This is a genomic window from Escherichia marmotae (assembly GCF_002900365.1).
GTDB lineage: Bacteria > Pseudomonadota > Gammaproteobacteria > Enterobacterales > Enterobacteriaceae > Escherichia > Escherichia marmotae.
The window spans coordinates 155,751-181,339 of sequence record NZ_CP025979.1 but is presented as its reverse complement, the minus strand read 5'-3'; the positions used below and the strand labels follow the sequence as shown (position 1 = coordinate 181,339).

General features: G+C 50.8%; 18 protein-coding genes and 1 pseudogene. 9 read left to right on the top strand and 10 right to left on the bottom strand.

The window, feature by feature from the left end:
• The 3 genes from napA to napF are packed head-to-tail and all read right to left on the bottom strand — an operon-like array spanning position 1 to position 3,231.
• Positions 1-2,487, bottom strand: a complete 2,487-nt coding sequence (napA, locus tag C1192_RS00870; RefSeq protein ID WP_038355067.1) for a periplasmic nitrate reductase subunit alpha — start codon at positions 2,485-2,487, stop codon at positions 1-3.
• Positions 2,484-2,747: a chaperone NapD gene (gene napD, locus C1192_RS00865; RefSeq protein WP_000557372.1), complete on the bottom strand. Its 264-nt coding sequence runs from the start codon at positions 2,745-2,747 to the stop codon at positions 2,484-2,486. The genes napA and napD overlap by 4 nt, the downstream gene beginning before the upstream one ends.
• Positions 2,737-3,231: a ferredoxin-type protein NapF gene (napF, locus tag C1192_RS00860; protein WP_000687310.1), complete on the bottom strand. Its 495-nt coding sequence runs from the start codon at positions 3,229-3,231 to the stop codon at positions 2,737-2,739. The genes napD and napF overlap by 11 nt, the downstream gene beginning before the upstream one ends.
• 108 nt (positions 3,232-3,339) lie before the next feature.
• On the opposite strand from napF, the pseudogene yojO reads away from it, so the two are divergent.
• A pseudogene (yojO, locus tag C1192_RS25855) lies at positions 3,340-3,438 on the top strand (protein YojO); the annotation flags it as partial.
• 199 nt (positions 3,439-3,637) lie between these two features.
• Positions 3,638-4,126, top strand: a complete 489-nt coding sequence (gene eco / locus C1192_RS00855; RefSeq protein WP_016248975.1) for a serine protease inhibitor ecotin — start codon at positions 3,638-3,640, stop codon at positions 4,124-4,126.
• 543 nt (positions 4,127-4,669) lie between these two features.
• Here eco and mqo read toward each other — a convergent pair.
• The 6 genes from mqo to ompC form a co-directional block, all read right to left on the bottom strand.
• A complete protein-coding gene (gene mqo, locus C1192_RS00850) occupies positions 4,670-6,316 on the bottom strand; it encodes a malate dehydrogenase (quinone) (RefSeq protein WP_038355066.1) in 1,647 nt (548 codons plus the stop codon).
• Positions 6,317-6,525: 209 nt separating this feature from the next.
• Entirely contained in the window at positions 6,526-8,169 is a 1,644-nt protein-coding gene (gene yojI, locus C1192_RS00845; protein WP_038355065.1) for a microcin J25 efflux ABC transporter YojI, read from the bottom strand.
• Positions 8,170-8,262: 93 nt separating this feature from the next.
• Entirely contained in the window at positions 8,263-8,895 is a 633-nt protein-coding gene (gene alkB / locus C1192_RS00840; protein ID WP_038355064.1) for a DNA oxidative demethylase AlkB, read from the bottom strand.
• Complete coding sequence (ada, locus tag C1192_RS00835) at positions 8,895-9,959, bottom strand: bifunctional DNA-binding transcriptional regulator/O6-methylguanine-DNA methyltransferase Ada (protein ID WP_016248976.1); 1,065 nt, start codon at positions 9,957-9,959, stop codon at positions 8,895-8,897. Before ada ends, alkB begins: the two co-directional genes overlap by 1 nt.
• Before the next feature lie 73 nt (positions 9,960-10,032).
• Complete coding sequence (gene apbE, locus C1192_RS00830; protein ID WP_038355063.1) at positions 10,033-11,088, bottom strand: FAD:protein FMN transferase ApbE; 1,056 nt, start codon at positions 11,086-11,088, stop codon at positions 10,033-10,035.
• Between the two features lie 111 nt (positions 11,089-11,199).
• Complete coding sequence (gene ompC, locus C1192_RS00825) at positions 11,200-12,303, bottom strand: porin OmpC (protein WP_001516741.1); 1,104 nt, start codon at positions 12,301-12,303, stop codon at positions 11,200-11,202.
• A 735-nt stretch (positions 12,304-13,038) separates the two neighbouring features.
• Here ompC and rcsD point away from each other — a divergent pair.
• Positions 13,039-15,711, top strand: coding sequence for a phosphotransferase RcsD (rcsD, locus tag C1192_RS00810; protein ID WP_038355062.1), 2,673 nt, complete (start codon positions 13,039-13,041; stop codon positions 15,709-15,711).
• Between the two features lie 16 nt (positions 15,712-15,727).
• Positions 15,728-16,378 carry a response regulator transcription factor RcsB gene (gene rcsB, locus C1192_RS00805; RefSeq protein WP_001516743.1) on the top strand — a complete coding sequence of 217 codons (651 nt, stop codon included), beginning with the start codon at positions 15,728-15,730 and terminating at the stop codon, positions 16,376-16,378.
• Between the two features lie 135 nt (positions 16,379-16,513).
• Here the strand turns inward: rcsB and rcsC are convergent, their stop codons facing one another.
• Complete coding sequence (rcsC, locus tag C1192_RS00800; RefSeq protein ID WP_038355061.1) at positions 16,514-19,366, bottom strand: two-component system sensor histidine kinase RcsC; 2,853 nt, start codon at positions 19,364-19,366, stop codon at positions 16,514-16,516.
• A 166-nt stretch (positions 19,367-19,532) separates the two neighbouring features.
• Here rcsC and atoS point away from each other — a divergent pair, with 166 nt between their 5' ends.
• The 5 genes from atoS to C1192_RS00775 all read left to right on the top strand — a co-directional run bounded on the left by atoS (position 19,533) and on the right by C1192_RS00775 (position 25,568).
• On the top strand, positions 19,533-21,359 hold the full coding sequence (gene atoS / locus C1192_RS00795) for a two-component system sensor histidine kinase AtoS (RefSeq protein WP_001516745.1): 1,827 nt from the start codon (positions 19,533-19,535) through the stop codon (positions 21,357-21,359).
• Positions 21,356-22,741, top strand: a complete 1,386-nt coding sequence (gene atoC, locus C1192_RS00790) for an acetoacetate metabolism transcriptional regulator AtoC (RefSeq protein WP_038355060.1) — start codon at positions 21,356-21,358, stop codon at positions 22,739-22,741. The genes atoS and atoC overlap by 4 nt, the downstream gene beginning before the upstream one ends.
• 195 nt (positions 22,742-22,936) lie before the next feature.
• A complete protein-coding gene (atoD, locus tag C1192_RS00785; protein ID WP_038355059.1) occupies positions 22,937-23,599 on the top strand; it encodes an acetate CoA-transferase subunit alpha in 663 nt (220 codons plus the stop codon).
• The gene (gene atoA, locus C1192_RS00780) at positions 23,599-24,249 is read left to right on the top strand and encodes an acetate CoA-transferase subunit beta (protein ID WP_000339068.1); all 651 of its coding nucleotides are present in this window, start codon (positions 23,599-23,601) and stop codon (positions 24,247-24,249) included. Before atoD ends, atoA begins: the two co-directional genes overlap by 1 nt.
• Positions 24,246-25,568: a TIGR00366 family protein gene (locus C1192_RS00775; protein ID WP_038355058.1), complete on the top strand. Its 1,323-nt coding sequence runs from the start codon at positions 24,246-24,248 to the stop codon at positions 25,566-25,568. The genes atoA and C1192_RS00775 overlap by 4 nt, the downstream gene beginning before the upstream one ends.
• Positions 25,569-25,589 lie beyond the last annotated feature (21 nt).

The window sequence follows — 25,589 nt, the reverse complement described above, 5'->3', positions numbered from 1 at the left end:
TTACACCTTCTCCAGTTTGACCGCGCACTTCTTAAAGTCCGTCTCTTTCGAGAGCGGATCGGTCGCGTCCAGCGTCAGTTTGTTAACCAACTGTGCGGCGTCGAAGAACGGCATATACACCAGGCCCTGCGGCGGACGGTTACGACCGCGCGTTTCGACAATCGAGATCACTTCGCCACGACGAGAAACCACTTTCACTTTGTCACCACGACGCAGGTCACGCGCTTTCGCATCCAGCGGGTGAATAAACAGGACCGCTTCCGGGAAGGCACGGTGCAGTTCTGGTACACGGCGAGTCATACTGCCGGTATGCCAGTGCTCCAGTACGCGCCCGGTAGAGAGCCACAGATCGTATTCTTCATCCGGAGCTTCCGCCGCCGGTTCAAACGGCAGTGCGAAGATCACCGCTTTGCCATCCGGTTTACCGTAGAACTTGTAGCCTTCGCCCGCTTTCACATACGGGTCGTTGCCTTCACTGTAACGCCACTGCGTTTCTTTACCGTTAACTACCGGCCAGCGCAGGCCGCGTGCTTTGTGGTAGTCATCGAACGGTGCCAGATCGTGACCGTGACCGCGGCCAAACCATGCGTACTCTTCGAACAGCCCTTTTTGCAGATAGAAGCCCAGCTCGCGGGATTCATCATTAAGTTGATCTTCTGCCAGTTCGGATACCGGGAATTTGCTCACTTCCGGGGTGGCATACAGTACCTCGTACAGCGTTTTGCCACGCAGCTCCGGTTTCTTCGCCAGCAGCTCTTCCGGCCACACATCTTCAGTTTTGAAGCGGCGGGAGAACTGGACTAACTGCCAGAGATCCGATTTTGCTTCGCCCGGTGCCTGTACCTGTTGACGCCAGAACTGAGTACGGCGTTCTGCGTTACCGTAAGCCCCCTCTTTCTCTACCCACATTGCTGTCGGCAGAATCAAGTCCGCGGCCAGCGCACTGACTGTCGGATATGGATCGGAAACGATGATAAAGTTGCGCGGATCGCGCCAGCCCGGCATACGCTCTTCATTAATGTTCGGCCCGGCCTGCATGTTATTGGTACACATGGTCCAGTAAACATTCAGCGTGCCGTCTTTCAGCGCACGGTCTTGTGCTACCGCGTGCAGACCGATTTTTGCCGGAATGGTGCCGCTCGGGATATTCCACTTCTTCTCGCAGATATCACGGTGTTTCTCGTTGGTCACCACCATGTCCGCTGGCAGACGGTGAGCAAAGGTGCCCACTTCACGCGCAGTACCACACGCGGAAGGCTGACCCGTGAGGGAGAACGGACCGCAACCCGGCTGGGAAATTTTGCCGGTCAGCAGATGCAGGTTGTAGACCAGGTTGTTGGCCCACACGCCGCGGGTATGCTGGTTGAAACCCATCGTCCAGTAGGAGATGACTTTCTTGTTCGGATCGGCATACAGTTGCGCCAGTTGTTCCAACTGATCTTTTGGCACGCCGGTCATTTCAGCGGTTTTTTCCAGCGTATATTCGGCAACAAAGGCTTTGTAATCTTCAAAGCTCATCGGCTCGGAAGCATCAGAACCCGGATTTTTAGCCGCTTTTTCCAGCGGATGGGTTGGACGTAAACCGTAGCCGATGTCCGTCGCCCCTTTACGCAGGTTGACGTGTTTGCTGAAGAAGTCCTGATTTATCGCATTGTTTTGAATGATATAGTTGGCGATATAGTTCAGGATCACCAGGTCAGATTGCGGCGTAAAGATGATGCCGTTATCCGCCAGTTCAAAGCTACGATGCTGGTAAGTAGAAAGCACCGCCACGGTGACGTTCTGGTTAGAGAGACGACGGTTGGTAATGCGCGACCAGAGGATCGGGTGCATCTCCGCCATGTTCGCGCCCCACAGCACAAACGCATCAGCCTGTTCGATGTCGTCATAGCAGCCCATCGGCTCATCCATACCAAAGGTACGCATAAAGCCAACGACCGCCGACGCCATACAGTGGCGTGCGTTCGGGTCGATGTTGTTAGAACGGAAGCCCGCTTTGAACAACTTGGACGCGGCATAACCTTCCCAGATAGTCCACTGACCAGAACCGAACATACCGATCGACTCTGGCCCTTTTTCTTTCAGGGCGGTTTTGAATTTCTCTTCCATCACATCAAAGGCTTGATCCCAGGTGATTGGGGTGAACTCGCCTTCTTTGTCATATTTACCGTTTTTCATACGCAGAAGCGGCTGCGTCAAACGGTCTTTACCGTACATAATTTTGGGCAGGAAATAGCCCTTAATGCAGTTCAGACCACGGTTAACCGGTGCGTCCGGGTCGCCCTGACAGGCCACCACACGCCCCTGTTGCGTTCCGACCAGAACGCCACAACCAGTACCGCAAAAACGGCATGGCGCTTTATCCCATTTAATGGCTTCCTGCTGACCAACAACGGCGCGGGCAACGCCCGGCACGCTGAGACCGGCAGCCGCCGCAGCGGCCGCAACGGCGTTAGCTTTCATAAAGCTACGACGACTGAGTTTCATGGTGTTTCCTCACCTTGCTCTTCCTGCTGGTGATAAACCAGCGACACCGCCAGCACGCCTTCTACGTTGCGTACTGACTCAATGGTTTGAATTAGCGTTTCGCTGTCTTCTGCTTCCACCACCACTATCAACTGACCACTCGGCGCGTCGCTGACAGCGACTTCACAGCCATCAAAGGCGTTCAGTTGGGTGCTGATGTCTGAAATTCGTTCGCTTTTGGCCTGAACGACCAGGCTGCAAACTTGCCAGTTAGTGTGCATGGAGATACTCCGCAGTAATGGCTGATACCGGACAACTAGCTGCACATGCTCCACATCCGTTGCAAAGTTGGCTATTAAGTTGCGGCTGGTAGATCCCGGAAAGCGTCGGGCGAAAGATAATGGCCATTGGTTCACAGCTATCCTGACAGCGACGGCATTCGACTGCCTGATACGCTAGGCACGTCTCCCCGATGGTGAACAGCAAATCCCAGGCCCTGGTGTGGCGCGGAGAAAATAGTGATTCGGGGCAAGCCTGCGCACAGGCATAACAGAAACTGCACTCGTTGTTTTTGAAATTAACGCTCGGATAGCCGCCCGCACCACGTTGCAGAATGTTGTTTTCACAAGCATTAATACAGGCGTCGCAGCGGGTACAATGAGTCAGAAAATGAGATTCATCACCAGACCAGGGCGGACGGATACCGTTACTGGCTTTGCGCCAGCGACCAGTGAGTATGCCCCGACGGGATACATCAATCTTCACATTGACCTTCCATCATTAACGCGCTCTGAAAACGGAGAGCGACCAAATAAACCGCATAATTAATAAGCCATTTTTATAGCCGCTAAGATATTAAAGGATGTGTCAAAGATGCATACCCCGATCGGGGTAAAACCTGTAGTAGGATCAAAAGAGTGGTGGGAAGGCTGGCAAAAACGGTCTTTTGCTCACATTTCAAATGGTTATAAATAAATTTATATAGCGATAAATTCACCAAATATATTTCTTCAGGCTTAACCATTCATCAGCATATAACACCAAAAGAGAAGGTAAAGTTGTCTGAATATTCCTTAAGTTATTCATAAAGCAAATTAATAAATTTGATGAATATGTTAACCTTCAGCGACATCATCGGTGAAAAACCTATAAATGAAGAAAGGAAAACAAAATGAAGACCATTCTACCTGCAGTGTTGTTTGCCGCTTTTGCCACGACCTCTGCCTGGGCGGCAGAAAGCATCCAGCCGCTGGAAAAAATTGCCCCTTATCCGCAAGCCGAAAAAGGGATGAAGCGTCAGGTGATTCAGTTAACCCCGCAAGAAGATGAATCTACCCTGAAAGTAGAACTGTTGATCGGTCAGACGCTGGAGGTCGATTGCAATCTGCATCGTCTTGGCGGAAAACTGGAAAGCAAAACGCTGGAAGGCTGGGGCTATGATTATTATGTCTTTGATAAAGTTAGCTCCCCGGTTTCGACGATGATGGCCTGTCCGGATGGCAAGAAAGAGAAGAAATTTGTTACCGCGTATCTGGGTGATGCCGGAATGCTGCGTTACAACAGCAAGCTGCCGATCGTGGTGTATACACCAGACAATGTGGATGTGAAATACCGCGTCTGGAAGGCGGAAGAGAAGATTGAGAACGCGGTAGTTCGCTAAACGAATGTGAAGTGCTGCACTCCGCAGGTCGGATAAGGCGGTTACGCCGCATTCGACATCTAACGCCCTGGCCGGTTGCCTGATGCGACGCTGCGCGTCTTATCAGGCCTACGCCGCTGTGAAGTGCTGCACTCCGCTGGTCGGATAAGGCGGTTACGCCGCATCCGACATCTAACGCCCTGGCCGGTTGCCTGATGCGACGCTGCGCGTCTTATCAGGCCTACGCCGCTGTGAAGTGCTGCCCCCCGCAGGTCGGATAAGGCGGTTACGCCGCATCCGACATCTAACGCCCGAGCCAGTTGCCTGATGCGACGCTGCGCGTCTTATCAGGCCTACGCCGCTGTGAAGTGCTGCACTCCGCAGGTCGGATAAGGCGGTTACGCCGCATCCGACATCTAACGCCCGAGCCGGTTGCCTGATGCGACGCTACGCGTCTTATCAGGCCTACGCCGCTGTGAAGTGCTGCCCCCCGTAGGTCGGATAAGGCGATTACGCCGCATCCGACATCTAACGCCCGAGCCAGTTGCCGGATGCGGCGCACCATTACAACGCAATATCCGCCACTTCTTTTTGTACTGGTTGCGGTTTCAACTGCGCTTTCGGCGTGCTATCTGCCGCCTGCGGCTTATCATATTTCAGGCTCAGAACTTCGCTGGTGTACTGCAATTCACGTTCTGTTGCCGCCGCATCACCGTTCAGCTTGCTGCCATAAGACGGAACAATTGCTTTCAGCGTGGCCTGCCATTGTGGGCTGGAAACACGATCACCAAACACTTTTTCCAACAGACTCAACATAATCGGCGCAGCGGTAGATGCCCCCGGCGATGCGCCGAGCAGCGCAGCAATGGTTCCTTGCTGGTCGCTGACCACTTCTGTACCCAGACGCAGCACGCCGCCTTTATCGGCATCACGTTTGATAATCTGCACGCGCTGTCCCGCTTGCCACAAACGCCAGTCCTCTTTTTTCGCTTGTGGGTAGTACTCTTTCAACGCTTCAAAACGATCCTCTTCACTCAACATCACCTGACTCACCAGATATTTCACCAGATCGAAATTATCCAGCCCGACGTGTATCATCGGCATCACGTTAGAGGTGGTGGTGGAACTCATCAGATCCCACAGCGAACCGTTTTTGAGGAATTTGGTTGAGAAGGTAGCAAATGGCCCGAACAGCACCACGCGTTTACCGTCCAGTACACGGGTATCGATATGCGGAACTGACATCGGCGGCGCGCCAACGGATGCTTTACCATAGACCTTCGCCAGATGGTGATTAACCACATCCGGGTTTTCCGAAACGAGGAACTGACCGCCCACCGGGAAACCGGCGTATTCTTTCGCTTCCGGAATACCGGACTCCTGCAACAGTTTCAGTGCCGCGCCACCCGCGCCGATAAAGACAAATTTCGCACGGATGTTCTGTGCGGTGCCGTTTTTCAGATCGGCAACAGTGACAGTCCAGGTGTTATCGTCATTACGTTTGATAGCGCGGACTTCGCTGCTGAGTTGCAGCGAGAAGTTAGATTTCTTCTGTAATGAGGCAATCAACTGACGGGTGATCTCACCGTAGTTCACATCGGTGCCAATTTCTGTACGCGTAGCCGCCACTTTCTGTTGTGGATCACGCCCTTCCATCACTAACGGTGCCCACTCCTTGATTTGCGCGTGATCTTCAGAGTAACGCATACCGCGAAACAGCGAACTTTGTTGCAATGCCGCGTAACGGGCACGCAGGAAATTGACGTTATCTTCGCCCCAGACAAAGCTCATATGCGGAATGGTATTGATAAATGAACGCGGGGTACGCAGCACGCCGCGCTCGACCTGGTGCGCCCAGAACTGGCGGGAAATCTGGAATGCTTCGTTAATGGCGACTGCTTTTTCAATACTGATGCTGCCATCGGCGTTTTGCGGGGTGTAATTGAGTTCCATCAGCGCAGAATGCCCGGTTCCGGCGTTGTTCCAGCCGTTCGAACTCTCCTGCGCGACACCCTCCAGGCGCTCTACCATGGTCATCGACCATTCAGGCTCCAGCTCCCGTAAATAGGTCCCCAACGTGGCGCTCATAATGCCGCCGCCAATCAACAGTACATCAGTTTCCTGCTCCTCGGACGCTTTCGCTTTTGCCGTCATTGAAACGGCATTAAGCCCCACGGCCATCGAGAAGAGCATGGCAGTCACTTTTTTCATCTTGTTAATGCCTTACTTTTAGTCGCTTTATTGCAGGTGAGATTTGCGCGGCATCAACGTTAACACTTAAGTAACAACATTTAAATAATGTTTATAAATTATCTTCTAATTTTATAAACATTATGATTTCATTGATTAATTATAGGGTTATTAGAAACGAAGGGAACGCTTACCTGGCAGCAGAAGTCCGTCAGGTAAGCGTCAAAATATCATGCCGTCCGGGCAACGGCATCACGCGAAGCGGCATCACGCTCTTCGCCGGTTAGTTCGCTAAGCAGCCCACTGCGCATTTCCAGCAGGCGGTCGGCGTGAATAAAATAGTGGTCATCATGACTGATGGCGAAAATCGTTTTGCCCATCTCCTGCATCAGCGGCAGTAATACCTGATAAAACTCACGGCGGAAGTGTGGATCCTGATCCGCTGCCCATTCATCCAACAGGATTATGTCGCGTTCTTCTGCCAGTGCCAGCAACAACGCCACGCGTTTCTTCTGCCCTTTCGATAACTTCAGGTTAAGAATACGCCCGTTACTTAACTCAAGCTTATGACCCATTTTCAACTGATCTAACCACTTCTCAACCAGTTGTGGATTTGCGGTTTTACCCTCCGGCCCCAGCAGTTGATCAAACAACCAGACATCGGTAAACACGGCGGAAAACAGCTTGCGATAATCTTCTGGTTTTTCAGCGCTGATGGGGTTGCCATCCAGCAAAATTTCACCGCTTTGCGGCTGATACAACCCCGTCAGCAACATCGCCAGCGTCGATTTACCGCTACCGTTGCCACCAATCAGGAACAGCAGTTCGCCACGTTTAATAGTGAGGTTAATCGGGCCAACGGAAAAAGCATTATCCTGATAACTAAACGTCACGTTACGCAGCTCCAGGGTTTGCCAGTTGGGAAACGCCTGCGGGCGCGGAAACTCCGCTTTAAAAGGCGCGAGCGCGAATTTGTTCAGCTTGTTGAACGCCACCTGTGCCGTCAGCAGCGTCGGCAACGCACCAACCGCCGAAAGCAGCGGTGTACGCAGGAACAACAGCGTCAGCGAATAAGTCGCCGCAACGTTGGTATCAGCCCAACCGAGACTGTTTGCCATCCAGAACACCAGGCCTATTGCGCCCAGCATCATAATGTTCGACCAGTTCACGGCACTAAGATGGAATGTATCAGCACGAATAATATGATGGCGATATTCTTGCACATCGGGGATGTAGAGATTGTTAAAAACGTACTCGGCGCGCTCGCGGTTCAGGGTCAGCTCTTTGCGCCCTTCCAGTACAGTTTGAAAATCCGTGTACAGCTTGTCTTCGGTTTCTCGCAGGGTCGCCATATGTTTGTACACCCGCGCCACCAACAAAAAACCACCCCAGATGGTGATTGCCATCCAGATCGCCGTTACCAGCAACATTTTACCCGACAGCATCCACAGATACGCCGCCGAACCCACAGTGAGAATGATCCCCTGCACCAGTTCAGGTAAGCGCACAAAAGCGATGGTGATATTGCGCACATCGCTGGTTAACCCCGCCAGCAATGAGGCACTGCCCAGTTGTTCAATGCGCTCGACGTGGGTATCCAGAATCCGCTTGATAAATTCGCTACGCAGTCGGTAAACGAAATGATGGCCCAGCGTGGTGAGCGCCAGTTGCGATCCCAGTGTTACCGCCATCAACAGCAGCAATAAACCCAGAAACTCCGGCAACACCAGCAAACTGGTATCTGCCGTTTCGATAAGACGCTGATTGATAAAAGCAATTAAGCCAATGCCTAACGCCGCACTGGCGAGGCTGAGCGCCATCACACTGATAAATGGCCAGCGATACTGCCGCCAGACAAGTACAAGAAGTTCCATGCAGAAAACCCGGACAATGAATTACAGCCCGCAGTTTAAACATCTCCGCGCACACAGCAATAATAATTCTTATTTTTATTCTTCTTTGCCTGCCTAGCGAAAGGTCAGGTTGTAGCGACAGTCGGCGGTCAGTGGATGAAATCCCGCTTTTAGCGGTTGAATACCGTGATAAAACAGCCGTGACTCACCGCCCCACACCACCACATCGCCATGTTCCAGCAACAGACGTTTTAGCGGATCATTACGTTTCAAGCCGCCAAACTGGAAAATTGCAGGCAGTCCCAGAGAAACAGAAACAATTGGCGCGCGCAGATCCGGCTCGTCTTTATCCTGATGCAATGACAGTTTCGCGCCAGGGACGTAGCGGTTGATAAGGCAAGCGTCAGGCTGGAAATCGGGATACCCCGCCGCCGTTGCTGCCCGTTGGCACAAATCACGAAAGCCTTGCGGCATGGCGGGCCACGGCTTATTTGTTTGTGGATCAATAGGCGAATAGAGATAGCCTTGCTGGTTAGTCGTCCAGCCAAGACGTCCACAGTTGCTCATTGCCACCGACATGGTATACCCACCCGGTGTAACCATCTGGCGAAACGGCGACTGGTTGGCGACACCGTTAATTTCCTGCATCAGATCTTCTGCGATATCAAAAGCAAAACGGCGCAGGATCACTGCGCCGGAAGCCAGCGGTTCTTGCCAGGGTTCAGCATCAGTGAACAGATCCAGCATTACCTCTCCTCATTTTCAGCTTCGCGACGTAGCAATTGCGCTTTACGCGAAACACCCCAGCGGTAACCGGAAAGTGCGCCATCGCCACGTACCACCCGATGACAAGGTATAACGATCGCTAACTTATTGGCGGCGCAAGCACTTGCCACTGCACGCACCGCTGTTGGTTTGCCGATGGAATTTGCCAGTCGCTGGTAACTCACTGTTTCACCACAAGGAATGGAACGCAATGCTTGCCAGACTTGTTGTTGGAAAGCAGTGCCGCGAATATCCAACGGTAACGTCAGCGGCGTATTACGGTTATTAAGGCTGGCGATGACCTCGCGCACATGTTGCTGAAATGTCGGATCAGCAGGGGCGTTGTCGGCGGCAGGAAACATCTGCTGTAGCTCGCCAATTAATGTCGCATCGTCATCGCCCAGTAAAATCGCGCAAATCCCCCGCTCACTTTCCGCCACCAGGCAACGCCCCAGCGAACAATCGGCCAGCGCATAACGAACAGCCAGATTTTCGCCACCATGACGAAACTGTTTAGCCGTCATGCCCAGCGTTTCGTCGGCTTTACGGTAGTAACTGCTGCCGTCGGGAAATCCGGCGTGGAGAATCGCCTGGGTGACGCTCTCCCCTTTCGTTAACGATTCGCGCAAGCGACGAGCGCGCCAGGCCTGTTGCCAGGCTTTTGGTGTCATTCCGGTCGTGGCTTTAAATAAACGGTGTAAGTGGAATGGACTCATCGCCACCTGGTCGGCTAAAGCCTCCAGCGTCACGGGCGTTTCTTGTTCCAGCAGCCGGCAAGCATGGGTGATTTTATCCAACCGGTCTTGCCGGGCATTGGCTTTGTCCGGCTGGCAACGTTTGCAGGGGCGAAAACCTGCGGCAAGCGCCTCGCTGGCATCCGCATAAAAGGAGACGTTTTCCCGCAGGGCATGTCTGGCGCGGCAAGACGGGCGGCAAAAGATGCCCGTGGTACGCACGGCGAAAACGAATTTGCCGTCGGCGTGCGGGTCGCGGGCCAGGACAGATTGCCAGCGTTGATCGTCAGTTAAGCATGTGGCGTTTTTCATAAGCAGCTCCCTGGTTAAGGATAGCCTCTAGTCTGCCCGGTCACCATCACGCAAAAACCAACAATCTTGCGCTTTAATTTTTTTCGCTGATAAGGAAGCTTTTAAACTGCGGCGACATCCAGGTTTTAAAACTATCGCCCTCTTTGGTGATCATATAGACCGCCAGCCCTTCCCGGCGAACGATTTCTTTGGCTTTATCCGGCCCGAGAACCATTAACCCGGTGTCCCAGGTATCGGCCTCCAGCGCCGTCGGGGCAATTACCGTCACGGACACCAGATTATGTTCGATGGGACGCCCGGTTTGCGGATCGATAACATGGGACAGGCGTTTGCCGTCCAGCTCGTAATAGTTGCGATAGCTACCGGAGGTGCTAATCCCGTGGCCATTGATATCGACCACGGCCTGAACCGCATTCTCTTTATCGGTCGGTTTTTGGATCGCCACCCGCCACGGCTGCCCTTCACCATTCATGCCCCGGCTGTTCAGTGCGCCGCCAACCGACACCAGATAGCGGGAAATACCTTCCTGCTCCATGAGGCGCGCCAGATGATCTGCCGCATAACCTTCACCCACGGTGGAGAGATCGACATATAAGTCCGGCACATCTTTTTGCAGATATTGCTGATGCAACTGATTAATTACCGTCAGGTGCTGTAAGCCGGTTTTGGCTTTCATCGCGTCGATCTGTTCCTGGGTCGGGATTTGTACCGGCTGTTGCTCCGGGCCAAAGCCCCACAAATTCACCAGCGGCCCGACGGTAATATCCATCGCACCGTCAGTCTTTGCGCCAATGCGTAGCGAAGTGGTGACGATATCAGCCATCGCTTCACTTACCGGCCACGGCGATAAACTTTGCGAGTCGTTAAAACGCATCAGCGCGGAATCTTTTTTATAAGTCGAAAGTAGCTGATCGTCGGCATCCAACTGAGTCTGGATCTTCTCTTTGAGTTCAACACTACGTTTGGCGTCAATGCCCGGAATGCTGGCACGCCAGAAGGTTCCCATCGTTTTGCCTTCAAGAACGGTAACTTCAGGAGCGTTGGGTTTGGCGGGTTGTGGTTTTTGATCGCAACCAACAAACAAGAGCGCGGCAGCCAGCAATGCCACACGGGTAAAGTTCATTTCCATACGTGATTATCCTCATGCGAACGGTCGCAAGAGTACACCAAAAGACTGAGTTTGTACGCTGAAAACAATGAAAAAAGGGCCCGCAGGCCCTTTGTTCGATATAAATCGAGATTAGAACTGGTAAACCAGACCCAGAGCTACGATGTCATCAGTGTTGATGCCAGCAGCGCGGGTGAAACGGTTGTCGTCCAGCAGGTTGATTTTGTAGTCAACATAGGTGGACATGTTTTTGTTGAAGTAGTAGGTAGCACCAACATCAACATATTTCAGGATATCTTCGTCGTCATAGTTATGACCAGCAATGACACCCAGGTTTTTACCTTTAGACTGCAGGTATGCTACAGACGGACGCAGACCGAAGTCGAACTGGTACTGAGCAACAGCTTCGAAGTTCTGTGCTTTGTTCGCCCAACCCAGGGAACCTACGCGAGTTGCGTTATAGGTCTGGGTGTACTGAGCAGCCAGGTAGATGTTGTTCGCGTCGTATTTCAGACCACCAGTGTAGGTTTCAGCACGATCGCCGTTACCGATGTAAGCAGCGCTGTTCTGATCATCAGTACGTTTGGAGCTGGAAACTGCAGCACCGATACCGAAGCCTTCGTAATCATAAGTGATAGAACCGCCAACGCCGTCGCCGTTCTGACGCAGAGCGCCACGACCGTTGTTGGTCATGCCTTCGCCGCTTACGCTACCGTTTTTACCCTGATACTGAACAGCAAAGTTCAGGCCGTCAACCAGACCGAAGAAGTCGGTGTTACGGTAGGTCGCGAAGCCGTTACCACGCTGCTGCATGAAGTTGTCAGAACCGTAGGTGTCGCCACCGAATTCTGGCAGAACGTCGGTCCAGGAAGTTACGTCGTAAACAACGCCGTAGTTACGACCGTAGTCGAAAGAACCGATATCCTGGAATTTCAGACCAGCGAATGCCACACGGGTCCAGGAGTTGTTTTCGCTTTCCGGAGCGTTGCCCTGGATCTGATATTCCCACTGGCCATAACCGGTCAGTTGGTCAGTAACCTGAGTTTCACCTTTGAAGCCGAGACGCATGTAGGTCTGGTCGCCATCTACAGACTTGTCGTCAGAGAAATAGTGCAGGCCGTCTACTTTACCGTACAGATCTAATTTGTTGCCGTCTTTGTTGTAAACTTCAGCAGCGTTTGCTGCGCCTGCTACCAGCAGAGCTGGGACCAGGAGGGACAGTACTTTAACTTTCATGTTATTAACCCTCTGTTATATGCCTTTATTTGCTTTTTTATGCCACTGCATACTGATTAACCCTCATTAATCAGTCGGCAAGTCCATTCTCCCCAAAAATGCAGAATAATCCAACACGAATATGATACTAAAACTTTTAAGATGTTTCATTTATCGCTATAGATGTTTCAAAATGTAAATGTGATGGAACTTTTTAAGATTCTTGATGATTGGCGAAATAAGCACCTAACATCAAGCAATAATAATTCAAGGTTAAAATCAATAACTTATTCTTAAGTCGTTGATAGCACTGAATGCCAAAACAAAATCTTCACTCGCAACTAAAATATGTCTCGCTATCATCATTAACTTTATTTATTACCGTCATTCATTTCTGAATGTCTGTTTACCCCTATTTCAACCGGATGCATCGCATCCGGTTTTTTTTACCCTTCTTTACACAACTTTTATTTTCTTGTGCTACCCATGCAAAATTATAACAACTGTTAATAGTTTCACATAAAATTAACAATATTATAATTCCCCGCCATCTTTCCTTATTTGTAATTAACTTTGTTCTTTTTGCAGATTATTTGTACAAAAAAATGCCGCATGTACATCTCTTTCCCATCGTGCAAAAGGATAAATATCATTGGGGAAGAGAGAACCATCTATCTGGTAATAGTCTGGAATTTCGCTCTATACCCTTTATACTGCCCTATCACTTCGAGAAGTTTTAACAGGTCATAAACACGAATGCGTCAGAAAGAGACAACGGCCACGACCCGCTTTTCACTCCTACCGGGGAGCATTACCCGCTTCTTTTTACTGTTGATCATTGTGTTACTTGTGACGATGGGAGTGATGGTACAAAGCGCCGTCAACACCTGGCTAAAAGATAAAAGCTACCAGATTGTCGACATTACCCATGCTATACAAAAGCGTGTCGATACCTGGCGTTACGTGACCTGGCAGATCTACGACAACATCGCTGCGACGACTTCGTCTTCCACCAGTGAAGGTTTGCAAGAGACGCGTCTGAAACAGGATGTCTATTATCTGGAAAAACCACGCCGCAAAACAGAAGCCCTGATCTTTGGTTCTCACGACAATTCAACGCTTGAGATGACCCAACGAATGTCTACTTATCTGGACACATTATGGGGCGCAGAAAATGTACCGTGGTCGATGTATTATCTGAACGGCCAGGATAACAGCCTGGTGTTGATCTCTACTCTGCCATTAAAAGATCTCACTTCTGGTTTCAAAGAGTCGACCGTCAGTGACATTGTCGACTCACGTCGCGCGGAGATGCTGCAACAGGCCAACGCACTGGATGAACGCGAAAGTTTTTCTAATCTGCGTCGTCTTGCCTGGCAGAACGGCCATTACTTTACCTTGCGTACCACCTTTAACCAGCCAGGACATCTGGCGACGGTGGTTGCATTTGATCTGCCTATTAATGACCTGATCCCGCCGGGGATGCCGCTGGATAGCTTCCGTCTTGAGCCAGAAGCGGGCGCAACGGGTAACAATAATAATGAGAAAGAAGCCGCAGACAGCGTCAGCATTAACTTCAACAGTTCTAAAATTGAAATCTCTTCGGCGCTCAACTCCACCGATATGCGATTGGTCTGGCAGGTTCCTTACGGCACTTTACTGCTGGATACATTGCAAAACATTCTGCTGCCACTGCTACTGAACATCGGTTTGCTGGCGCTGGCGCTTTTTGGTTATACCACCTTTCGCCATTTCTCCGGCCGCACCACGGAAAGAGCCCCCAGTACTGCAGTGAATAACGAACTGCGTATTTTGCGGGCAATAAATGAAGAGATTGTGTCACTCCTACCGCTCGGCCTGCTGGTTCACGATCAGGAATCGAATCGCACAGTAATAAGCAATAAGATTGCCGACCATCTGCTACCGCATTTGAATCTGCAAAATATCACCACTATGGCAGAGCAACATCAGGGAATCATTCAGGCGACTGTTAATAACGAACTGTATGAGATTCGCATGTTCCGCAGCCAGGTAGCGCCGCGTACACAAATCTTCATTATTCGCGATCAGGATCGCGAAGTGCTGGTAAACAAGAAACTCAAGCAGGCACAGCGTCTGTATGAGAAAAATCAGCAGGGCCGGATGGCTTTTATGCAAAACATTGGTAACGCACTGAAGGAGCCAGCCCGGGGGCTTGCAGAAAGCGCAGCAAAACTTAACTCGCCGGAAAGCAAACAACTGGCGAATCAGGCGGACGTATTAGTACGACTGGTTGATGAAATTCAGTTAGCGAACATGCTGGCGGACGATAGCTGGAAGAGCGAGACTGCGCTTTTCTCCGTGCAGGATTTAATTGATGAAGTGGTGCCTTCTGTATTGCCTGCGATCAAACGCAAAGGTCTGCAACTACTGATTAACAATCATCTGAAAGCACATGACGTGCGCCGTGGCGATCGTGATGCCTTACGCCATATTTTGCTGCTGCTGATGCAATATGCCGTCACCTCAACGCAACTGGGGAAAATTACCCTCGAGGTTGATCAGGATGAATCCTCCGAAGAACGTCTGACTTTCCGTATTCTGGACACCGGAGATGGTGTAAGTATTCATGAAATGGATAATTTACATTTCCCGTTCATCAACCAGACCCAGAGCGATCGCTATGGTAAGGCAGACCCGCTGGCATTCTGGTTGAGTGATCAACTGGCGCGCAAACTGGGCGGTCATTTAAACATCAAAACACGGGACGGCCTTGGTACACGCTACTCCGTGCATATCAAAATGCTCCCGGCAGACCCGGACGTTGAAGAGGAAGAGGAACGTTTACTGGATGATGTCACCGTGATGGTGGATGTAACTTCTACAGAAATTCGGAATATTGTCACTCGCCAGTTAGAAAATTGGGGGGCAACCTGTATCACACCCGATGAAAGATTAATTAGTCAGGATTATGATATCTTTTTAACGGATAATCCGTCTAATCTTACTGCCTCTGGCTTGCTTTTAAACGATGATGAGTCTGGCGTACGGGAAATTGGGCCTGGTCAATTGTGCGTCAATTTCAATATGAGCAATGCTATGCAGGAAGCAGTCTTACAATTAATTGAAGTGCAACTGGCGCAGGAAGAGGTGACAGAATCGCCTATGGGTGGAGATGAAAATGCGCAACTCCATGCCAGCGGCTATTATGCGCTCTTTGTAGACACAGTACCGGATGATGTTAAGAGGCTATATACTGAAGCAGCAACCAGTGACTTTGCTGCATTAGCCCAAACGGCTCATCGTCTTAAAGGCGTATTTGCCATGCTAAATCTGGTACCCGGCAAGCAGTTATGTGAAACGCTGGAACATCTTATTCGTGAGAAGGATGTTCCAGGAACAGAAAAATACATCAGCGACATTGACAGCTATGTCAAGAGCTTGCTGTAGCAAGGTAGCCTATTACATGAACAATATGAACGTAATTATTGCCGATGACCATCCGATAGTACTGTTCGGTATTCGAAAATCACTTGAACAAATTGAGTGGGTGAATGTTGTCGGCGAATTTGAAGATTCCACAGCACTGATCAACAATCTGCCGAAACTGGACGCGCACGTGTTGATTACCGATCTCTCCATGCCTGGAGATAAATACGGTGACGGGATCACCTTGATCAAATACATCAAGCGCCATTTCCCAAGCCTGTCGATCATTGTTCTGACCATGAACAACAACCCGGCAATTCTTAGTGCGGTACTGGACCTGGATATCGAAGGGATCGTACTGAAGCAAGGCGCGCCTACGGATCTGCCGAAAGCCCTCGCCGCGTTGCAAAAAGGCAAGAAATTTACCCCAGAAAGCGTTTCTCGTTTGCTGGAGAAAATCAGTGCCAGTGGTTACGGCGACAAGCGTCTCTCGCCTAAAGAGAGTGAAGTACTGCGCCTGTTTGCAGAAGGTTTCCTGGTTACCGAGATTGCCAAAAAGCTCAACCGCAGCATCAAGACCATTAGCAGCCAGAAGAAATCCGCGATGATGAAGCTGGGCGTCGAGAACGATATCGCCCTGCTGAACTATCTTTCTTCTGTTACCTTAAGTCCGGCGGATAAAGAGTAATTTAGCCAGCCAACAGGTCGGATGCGGTGTAAACACCTTATCCGGCCTACAAATCCCAATATTTCAATAGATTGCACAAACGCAGGCCTGATACGACGTGCCAGCGTCGCATCAGACATTTACACCGACCGCACCCTACGATGATTTCCGCGCTTTCCTGACTCTTTCGGCATACATCGTCAGCGTCTGTTTTATGACATCCAGCGTCACCGGCTTCGACAGACAACTATCCATCCCGGACTCCAGGCATCGCTGCTTCTCTTCGGCCAACGCATTGGCTGTCACCCCGATTACCGGCAATGTTAGCCCCAATTGGCGAATACGCTGCGTTAACCGGTAACCATCCATATTCGGCATGTTAACGTCACTAAGCACGATATCAATGTGATTCTTGCTAAGAACATTAAGCGCATCGATACCATCATTCGCGGTCTTACACTGATAACCCAACGATCCGAGCTGATCGGCCAATAAGCGACGGTTAATAGGATGATCATCAACCACCAGAATCATCATGTCGTCGTTGCTGGTAGACTCTTTGTCCGCCAGCGGCAGAACGTTGCCAGGATCATCATTTTCCATCTCAACCCGATAGATACGCGCCAGTAGCACAGGCAGTTCATGCGACGAAGCAACGCTATGCTCCCATTCACCGGGCGCTCTTTCCAGCGGAATGCCAATATGTCGGCGGCAGAAAGTCACCACCGCTCTGCCCTGCCATTTTTCACTCAGCGGCTCATCAGTAATCAACACATCCTCAGGTGACGGTTCCTGACCTTCATATGTTGTAACGACTACACCACTGCGCTGCAAACTGGTTTCGATAAATTGGCATAGCGACGCATTGCGTACCGCCAACCAACAGCGTTTACCCGTTAACCCTTCAACGCCTTTTTTATGTGGATATTGTGCGCCGTACAGTGGAATACGCACGGTAAACTGGCTTCCCATACCAGGTTCAGACTCCACCGAGATGTCACCGTCCATCATGCTGATCAATTTTTCACAAATCGCCAGCCCCAGACCGGTTCCCTGGAAGTTACGCTGAACGCCTGTCCCCACCTGGAAGAAGGGATCAAACAGCCGCACCACTTCTTTCGCCGGGATACCCACGCCGGTATCGCGAACGCGAATAGAGAGATAATCACCATCGGCACGGACATGCAGAACAATGCAGCCGGTATCGGTAAATTTTATGGCGTTACTCAACAGGTTGGAGATGACCTGCTGTAAACGCATCGGATCACAGTTTAAAGTTACCGGCACATCCGGTTCAATAAAGCAGTACAAACCAAGCTGTTTACGCACCACCAGCGGCAAATAGTTGGCGGTGATATGGTTCATCACTTCACGCGGTGAAAACTCACGCGGTTCTATCTTCAACTGTTCCGATTCAATCTTCGAAAAATCGAGAATGTCGCTGATAATTTTCAACAGCAGACTGGAAGAGTTGTTCATTGCCGTCACCAGACGGTCAACGCCTTTCGGTAACTCTTTAGTTTGCAATAGATCCAAGTTACCGATAATGCCGTACAGTGGTGTACGCAGCTCGTGGCTGACGGTAGCAAGGAACATCGATTTCGATTGGCTCGCCTGTTCTGCTGCCTGCGCCATCTCTTGCAGCGACTCTTCCATCTTCACACGTGAAGAAACATCGACAAGTACGCAAATCGCCACGTTTTCATTACGATAGCGCGAATGGACGAAACTGATTTGCAGATTGGTATTGTTGCTGGTCAGGACATCGACAAAATTGACCTGTTGACCGCAAATAATTTGCGTCAGCCGCTGGCGATCCTCATGCGTAAGCATATTGAGATAGGTATGCGCCAGTTCGTTACTCAAAATATTGACGCCATCAGCGGTACGCAAAATGCAGATCCCGACCGGCGCGGAGGCGACAATCTTGCGATTAAACTGCTCATGCTCCTCCAGACGCTGGGCGTCGCTTTCCGCCGGAATGAAAATACGCCGCTCATACATCCGCGCGAGGGTAAACAACGCCGCCCCGGTGATCACATTGAGCAAAATCGCGTTGAGGATCAGCATACGTATGCGTTCCAGCACCTGATCAACGGGCACCGAGTAAACAATGCTTAACGATGACGGCGGCAGATTTTTCTTCAGCACCAGCTCATGGAAACCTGGTGTATAACCGAACCAGGAGCGTTCCTGCATCCAACGCGGTTCAGCTTTGATTTTACTTTCCGGTCCGGTCAACGAAATCAGGGTATGACCATTCTCATCAAGGATGGTGACTCCCATCGGTAATGTACCCGGTAAAAAGAAGTTCTCCATCCGAATGGTTTGTTCAACGCCCAACAAGGCCTGCAAACGGTTCGCCAGATAAACCGGCGTCAGCGCGTAGAAATACCCGACGCCAGGGCGCGGGCCTTCGCTGATCCAATAGAGGTTGCTGCCACTGTCATCCTGCGGCGCATTACGATACTTATTGATGCGCTCATGCAGAGCTTTCAAGGCGGTATCGCGTTCGACAGGCATATCACGCAAACCAAAGTTTGCCATGCAGAGGTTATCGCTGCCGATCAAAAATACGCGGTTGAGATCGTAAGCTGCAGAGAAATTATCGCGCCAGTAGCGCATAAACCATGCCAGCGACTCCAGAGATCCCCGCCAGGTGTTACTCATCGCGGAACAGTCAGAATCGGCAAACAGCGGTTCGAACTCGGGCACATCCGTTTGCGTTTCCCGCCCACGCGGGGAAAGTACGCCGTTTTCTGCAGACAAGCGATTTTCGGCAATGTACTTCAGCTCTTTCATCACATCAGAAGTGCGTTGGATAAACCGCTGAGCCTGATCGGAGCTCAGGTTAAATTCCTGACGAATCTCAGATTCTCGCTGATGCAGAGCATTGACGATGTAAAACACTGATGAGAAAGCAATCAACAGCCAGAGCAATAACGCCAATGCTCTGAACATATAGCGCGAAACTTTCAGGGTTGTACGAAAAGAAGCAAGGTATTTCAAAGGGGCGAAGCTCCGCCTCAGGTGACCGATGGAGTGTGGTTAAGGTAGCGGTAAAAACGTGCCACCGCAATGTTCTGTCATCCCGGTAATATGATACACCGCCGAGAAATCATCACCTTAACCCCCGATAATCGTCATATACCGGACAAGATTGGTGGATTTCAGCATGAATTATATGAAGTGGATTTATCCACGCCGCTTACGCAATCAAATGATCCTGATGGCAATCCTGATGGTCATTGTCCCAACGCTTACTATTGGTTATATCGTAGAAACGGAAGGACGTTCAGCAGTCTTATCTGAAAAAGAGAAAAAACTTTCTGCCGTGGTCAATCTGCTTAATCAGGCGCTAGGCGATCGCTACGATCTCTACAACAACTTACCGCGTGAAGAGCGTATCCGCGCATTGAACGCAGAACTTGCTCCCATTACCGAAAATATCACTCACGCCTTCCCTGGGATAGGTGCTGGTTATTACAACAAGACGCTGGATGCGATAATCACCTACGCGCCTTCAGCGCTATATCAGAATAATGTGGGCGTTACTATCGCCGCGGATCACCCTGGTCGCGAAGTAATGCGTACAAATACACCTTTAGTTTATTCAGGCAGGCAAGTTCGCGGCGATATTCTGAATTCAATGATTCCCATTGAACGTAATGGTGAAGTCCTCGGTTATATCTGGGCCAATGAATTAACCGAAGATATTCAACGCCAGGCCTGGAAAATGGATGTGAGGATTATCATTGTGCTCACCGCCGGTTTGCTGATTAGCCTGCTGTTGATTGTGCTCTTCTCCCGCCGCCTGAGCGCCAATATAGATATCATCACCGATGGCCTCTCGACTCTGGCGCAAAATATTCCTACCCGATTACCACAATTGCCCGGTGAAATGGGGCAAATCAGCCAGAGTGTTAACAACCTCGCCCAGGCACTGCGTGAAACGCGGACACTTAACGATCTGATTATTGAAAACGCTGCCGATGGCGTCATTGCCATTGACCGCCAGGGTGATGTAACCACCATGAACCCCGCAGCAGAAATCATCACTGGCTATCAACGTCATGAACTGGTAGGGCAGCCTTACGCCATGTTGTTCGACAATACTCAGTTCTACAGTCCTGTACTGGATACGCTGGAACATGGCACCGAACACGTGGCACTGGAAATCAGTTTTCCAGGCCGTGACCGCACCATTGAACTCAGTGTCACTACCAGTCGTATTCATAACACGCATGGTGAAATGATAGGTGCTTTGGTGATTTTCTCTGATTTAACTGCCCGAAAAGAAACCCAACGCCGCATGGCGCAAGCTGAACGCCTCGCCACCCTGGGTGAACTGATGGCAGGCGTGGCGCATGAAGTACGTAATCCGCTGACGGCTATCCGTGGTTATGTGCAGATCCTACGCCAACAAACCAGTGACCTAATACATCAGGAATATCTGTCCGTTGTGCTCAAAGAAATCGACTCAATTAACAAAGTCATTCAGCAATTGCTCGATTTTTCACGCCCACGCCACAGTCAATGGCAACAAGTCAGCCTTAATGCATTGATTGAAGAAACTCTGGTACTGGTGCAAACCGCCGGAGTACAAGCGCGGGTCGACTTCATAAGCGAACTGGATGATGAATTAAGCCCGATTAGCGCCGATCGTGAACTGCTCAAACAGGTACTACTGAATATCCTGATCAATGCCGTCCAGGCTATCAGTGCACGAGGGAAAATTCGCATTCGAACCTGGCAGTACAGTGACTCACAACAGGCCATTTCGATAGAAGACAACGGCTGTGGCATTGATCTCTCGCTGCAAAAAAAGATCTTCGATCCCTTTTTCACCACCAAAGCCTCAGGAACAGGGCTTGGTCTGGCGTTAAGTCAGCGCATCATTAACGCCCATCAGGGGGATATTCGCGTGGCCAGTTTGCCGGGCTGCGGCGCAACCTTCACCCTTATTTTACCGATCAACCCGCAGGGAAATCAGACCGTATGACCGCTATTAATCGCATCCTTATTGTTGATGATGAAGATAATGTTCGCCGTATGTTGAGCACCGCTTTTGCACTACAAGGATACGAAACACATTGTGCGAACAACGGACGCACAGCATTACAACTGTTTGCCGATATTCACCCTGACGTGGTGTTGATGGATATCCGCATGCCAGAGATGGACGGCATCAAGGCACTAAAGGAGATGCGCAGCCGTGAAACCCGACCCCCCGTTATTCTGATGACGGCCTATGCTGAAGTGGAAACCGCCGTCGAAGCACTACGTTGCGGTGCCTTCGACTATGTTATCAAACCGTTTGATCTCGATGAGTTGAATTTAATCGTTCAGCGAGCTTTACAACTCCAGTCAATGAAAAAAGAGATCCGCCATCTGCACCAGGCACTGAGCACTAGTTGGCAATGGGGGCACATTCTCACCAACAGCCCGGCGATGATGGACATCTGCAAAGACACCGCCAAAATTGCCCTTTCTCAGGCCAGCGTCTTGATTAGCGGTGAAAGTGGCACCGGAAAAGAATTGATTGCCAGAGCGATTCACTACAATTCGCGGCGGGCAAAGGGGCCATTTATTAAAGTCAACTGCGCGGCGCTACCGGAATCGTTGCTCGAAAGTGAACTGTTTAGTCATGAAAAAGGCGCATTTACTGGTGCACAATCCTTGCGTCAGGGATTATTTGAACGCGCCAACGAAGGTACTCTGCTCCTCGACGAAATTGGCGAAATGCCGCTGGTACTGCAAGCCAAATTACTACGCATTCTTCAGGAACGGGAATTTGAACGGATAGGCGGCCATCAAACCATAAAAGTTGATATCCGCATCATTGCTGCCACCAACCGCGACTTGCAGGCAATGGTTAAAGAAGGCACTTTCCGTGAAGATCTCTTTTATCGCCTTAACGTTATTCATTTAATACTGCCACCTCTGCGCGATCGTCGGGAAGATATTTCCCTGTTAGCTAATCACTTTTTGCAAAAATTCAGTAGTGAGAATCAGCGCGATATTATCGATATCGATCCGATGGCAATGTCACTGCTTACAGCCTGGTCATGGCCGGGAAATATTCGTGAGCTTTCCAACGTCATTGAACGCGCCGTCGTGATGAATTCAGGCCCGATCATTTTTTCTGAGGATCTTCCGCCGCAGATTCGTCAGCCTGTCTGTAGCGCTGGTGAGGCCAAAACAGCCCCTGCCGGTGAGCGTAATTTAAAAGAGGAAATTAAACGCGTCGAAAAACGCATCATTATGGAAGTTCTGGAACAACAGGACGGCAACCGAACCCGCACGGCTTTAATGCTGGGCATCAGTCGCCGTGCATTGATGTATAAACTTCAGGAATACGGTATCGATCCGGCGGATGTATAACACCAAAACTTGCTATGCAGGAATTTGCACAGTGCGCAAATTTCTGCATAGCCGATCATTCACCTTCGTCATCCCCTTCTAACTTACTCTTTATTATTCAACCAGTTAAAAAACAACAGCAAATATTCTCATTCTGGCACTCCCCTTGCTATTCCCTGACTGTACCCACAACGGTGTATGCAAGAGGGATAAATAATGAAAACAAAATTGATGACATTACAAGACGCCTCCGGCTTCTTTCGTGACGGCATGACCATCATGGTGGGCGGATTTATGGGGATTGGCACTCCATCCCGCCTGGTTGAAGCATTACTGGAATCAGGCGTTCGCGACCTGACATTGATAGCCAATGATACCGCGTTTGTTGATACCGGCATCGGCCCGCTCATCGTCAATGGTCGTGTCCGCAAAGTGATTGCTTCACATATCGGCACCAACCCGGAAACAGGTCGGCGCATGATATCTGGTGAAATGGACGTCGTTCTGGTGCCACAAGGTACGCTAATCGAGCAAATTCGCTGTGGTGGTGCCGGACTTGGTGGCTTTCTCACTCCAACCGGTGTCGGAACCGTCGTAGAGGAAGGCAAACAGACGCTGACACTCGACGGCAAAACCTGGTTACTTGAGCGTCCACTGCGCGCCGACCTGGCGCTAATTCGCGCTCATCGTTGCGACACACTTGGCAACCTGACCTATCAACTTAGCGCCCGCAACTTTAACCCCCTGATTGCCCTTGCGGCTGATATCACGCTGGTAGAGCCAGATGAACTGGTCGAAACCGGAGAGTTGCAACCTGACCATATTGTCCCCCCTGGTGCCGTTATCGACCACATCATCGTTTCACAGGAGAGCAAATAATGGATGCGAAACAACGTATTGCGCGCCGTGTGGCGCAAGAGCTTCGTGATGGTGACATCGTGAATCTGGGCATTGGTCTGCCGACGATGGTCGCCAACTATTTGCCAGAAGGCATTCATATCACTCTGCAATCGGAAAACGGTTTTTTGGGGCTAGGCCCGGTGACAACGGCACACCCTGATCTGGTGAACGCTGGCGGACAGCCATGCGGTGTTTTGCCTGGAGCAGCCATGTTTGACAGCGCCATGTCATTTGCACTGATCCGCGGCGGCCATATTGATGCCTGCGTGCTCGGTGGTTTACAGGTAGACGAAGAAGCCAACCTCGCGAACTGGGTAGTGCCTGGGAAAATGGTGCCCGGTATGGGTGGAGCGATGGATCTGGTGACCGGGTCGCGCAAAGTGATCATTGCCATGGAACATTGCGCCAAAGATGGTTCACCAAAAATCTTGCGCCGCTGCACCATGCCGCTCACTGCGCAACACGCGGTGCATATGCTGGTAACAGAACTGGCAGTCTTTCGTTTCGTTGACGGCAAAATGTGGCTCACCGAAATTGCCGACGGATGTGATTTAGCCACCGTGCGTGCCAAAACCGAAGCTCATTTTGAAGTAGCCACCGATCTGAATACGCAACGGGGTGATTTATGATTGGTCGCATCTCGCGTTTTATGACGCGTTTTGTCAGCCGGTGGCTTCCCGATCCCCTGATCTTTGCCATGTTGCTGACGTTGCTAACATTCGTGATCGCGCTTTGGTTAACACCACAAACGCCGATCAACATGGTGAAAATGTGGGGTGACGGTTTCTGGAACTTGCTGGCGTTCGGTATGCAGATGGCGCTTATCATCGTTACCGGTCATGCCCTTGCCAGCTCCGCTCCGGTGAAAAGCTTGCTGCGTACTGCCGCCTCCGCTGCAAAGACGCCCGTACAGGGCGTCATGCTGGTCACTTTCTTTGGCTCAGTCGCTTGTGTCATCAACTGGGGATTTGGTCTGGTTGTTGGCGCAATGTTCGCCCGTGAAGTCGCCCGGCGAGTACCCGGTTCTGATTATCCGTTGCTCATTGCCTGCGCCTACATTGGTTTTCTCACCTGGGGCGGCGGCTTCTCTGGCTCAATGCCTCTGTTGGCTGCCACACCGGGCAACCCGGTTGAGCATATCGCCGGGCTTATCCCGGTGGGCGATACTCTGTTCAGTGGTTTTAACATTTTCATCACTGTGGCATTGATTGTGGTGATGCCGTTTATCACCCGCATGATGATGCCAAAACCGTCAGACGTGGTGAGTATCGATCCGAAACTACTCCAGGAAGAGGCTGATTTTCAGAAGCAGCTACCGAAAGATGCCCCACCATCCGAGCGACTGGAGGAAAGTCGCATCCTGACGTTGATCATTGGTGCACTCGGTATCGCTTACCTGGCGATGTACTTCATCGAACATGGTTTCAACATCACCATAAATACCGTCAATCTGATGTTTATGATTGCGGGCCTGCTACTGCATAAAACACCAATGGCTTATATGCGTGCTATCAGTGCGGCAGCACGCAGTACCGCCGGTATTCTGGTGCAATTCCCCTTCTACGCCGGGATCCAGTTAATGATGGAACACTCAGGCCTCGGCGGACTCATTACCGAATTTTTTATCAATGTCGCAAATAAGGACACCTTCCCGGTAATGACCTTCTTTAGCTCTGCGCTGATCAACTTCGCCGTACCTTCTGGCGGTGGTCACTGGGTTATTCAGGGGCCATTTGTGATACCCGCAGCCCAGGCACTGGGCGCAGATCTGGGTAAATCCGTAATGGCGATCGCCTACGGCGAGCAATGGATGAACATGGCTCAACCGTTCTGGGCGCTGCCAGCACTGGCAATCGCCGGACTCGGTGTCCGCGACATCATGGGCTATTGCATCACTGCCCTGCTCTTCTCCGGCATCATTTTCGTCATTGGTTTAACGCTGTTCTGACGGCAACTCTACAGACAGAAG

Bases quoted from the DNA above. Each gene is read 5' to 3' on its own strand.
- napA (WP_038355067.1), bottom strand. From the start codon at position 2,487: ATGAAACTCAGTCGTCGTAGCTTTATGAAAGCTAACGCCGTTGCGGCC.
- napD (WP_000557372.1), bottom strand. From the start codon at position 2,747: ATGCACACTAACTGGCAAGTTTGCAGCCTGGTCGTTCAGGCCAAAAGC.
- eco (WP_016248975.1), top strand. From the start codon at position 3,638: ATGAAGACCATTCTACCTGCAGTGTTGTTTGCCGCTTTTGCCACGACC.
- mqo (WP_038355066.1), bottom strand. From the start codon at position 6,316: ATGAAAAAAGTGACTGCCATGCTCTTCTCGATGGCCGTGGGGCTTAAT.
- yojI (WP_038355065.1), bottom strand. From the start codon at position 8,169: ATGGAACTTCTTGTACTTGTCTGGCGGCAGTATCGCTGGCCATTTATC.
- alkB (WP_038355064.1), bottom strand. From the start codon at position 8,895: ATGCTGGATCTGTTCACTGATGCTGAACCCTGGCAAGAACCGCTGGCT.
- ada (WP_016248976.1), bottom strand. From the start codon at position 9,959: ATGAAAAACGCCACATGCTTAACTGACGATCAACGCTGGCAATCTGTC.
- apbE (WP_038355063.1), bottom strand. From the start codon at position 11,088: ATGGAAATGAACTTTACCCGTGTGGCATTGCTGGCTGCCGCGCTCTTG.
- ompC (WP_001516741.1), bottom strand. From the start codon at position 12,303: ATGAAAGTTAAAGTACTGTCCCTCCTGGTCCCAGCTCTGCTGGTAGCA.
- rcsD (WP_038355062.1), top strand. From the start codon at position 13,039: ATGCGTCAGAAAGAGACAACGGCCACGACCCGCTTTTCACTCCTACCG.
- rcsB (WP_001516743.1), top strand. From the start codon at position 15,728: ATGAACAATATGAACGTAATTATTGCCGATGACCATCCGATAGTACTG.
- atoS (WP_001516745.1), top strand. From the start codon at position 19,533: ATGAATTATATGAAGTGGATTTATCCACGCCGCTTACGCAATCAAATG.
- atoC (WP_038355060.1), top strand. From the start codon at position 21,356: ATGACCGCTATTAATCGCATCCTTATTGTTGATGATGAAGATAATGTT.
- atoD (WP_038355059.1), top strand. From the start codon at position 22,937: ATGAAAACAAAATTGATGACATTACAAGACGCCTCCGGCTTCTTTCGT.
- atoA (WP_000339068.1), top strand. From the start codon at position 23,599: ATGGATGCGAAACAACGTATTGCGCGCCGTGTGGCGCAAGAGCTTCGT.
- C1192_RS00775 (WP_038355058.1), top strand. From the start codon at position 24,246: ATGATTGGTCGCATCTCGCGTTTTATGACGCGTTTTGTCAGCCGGTGG.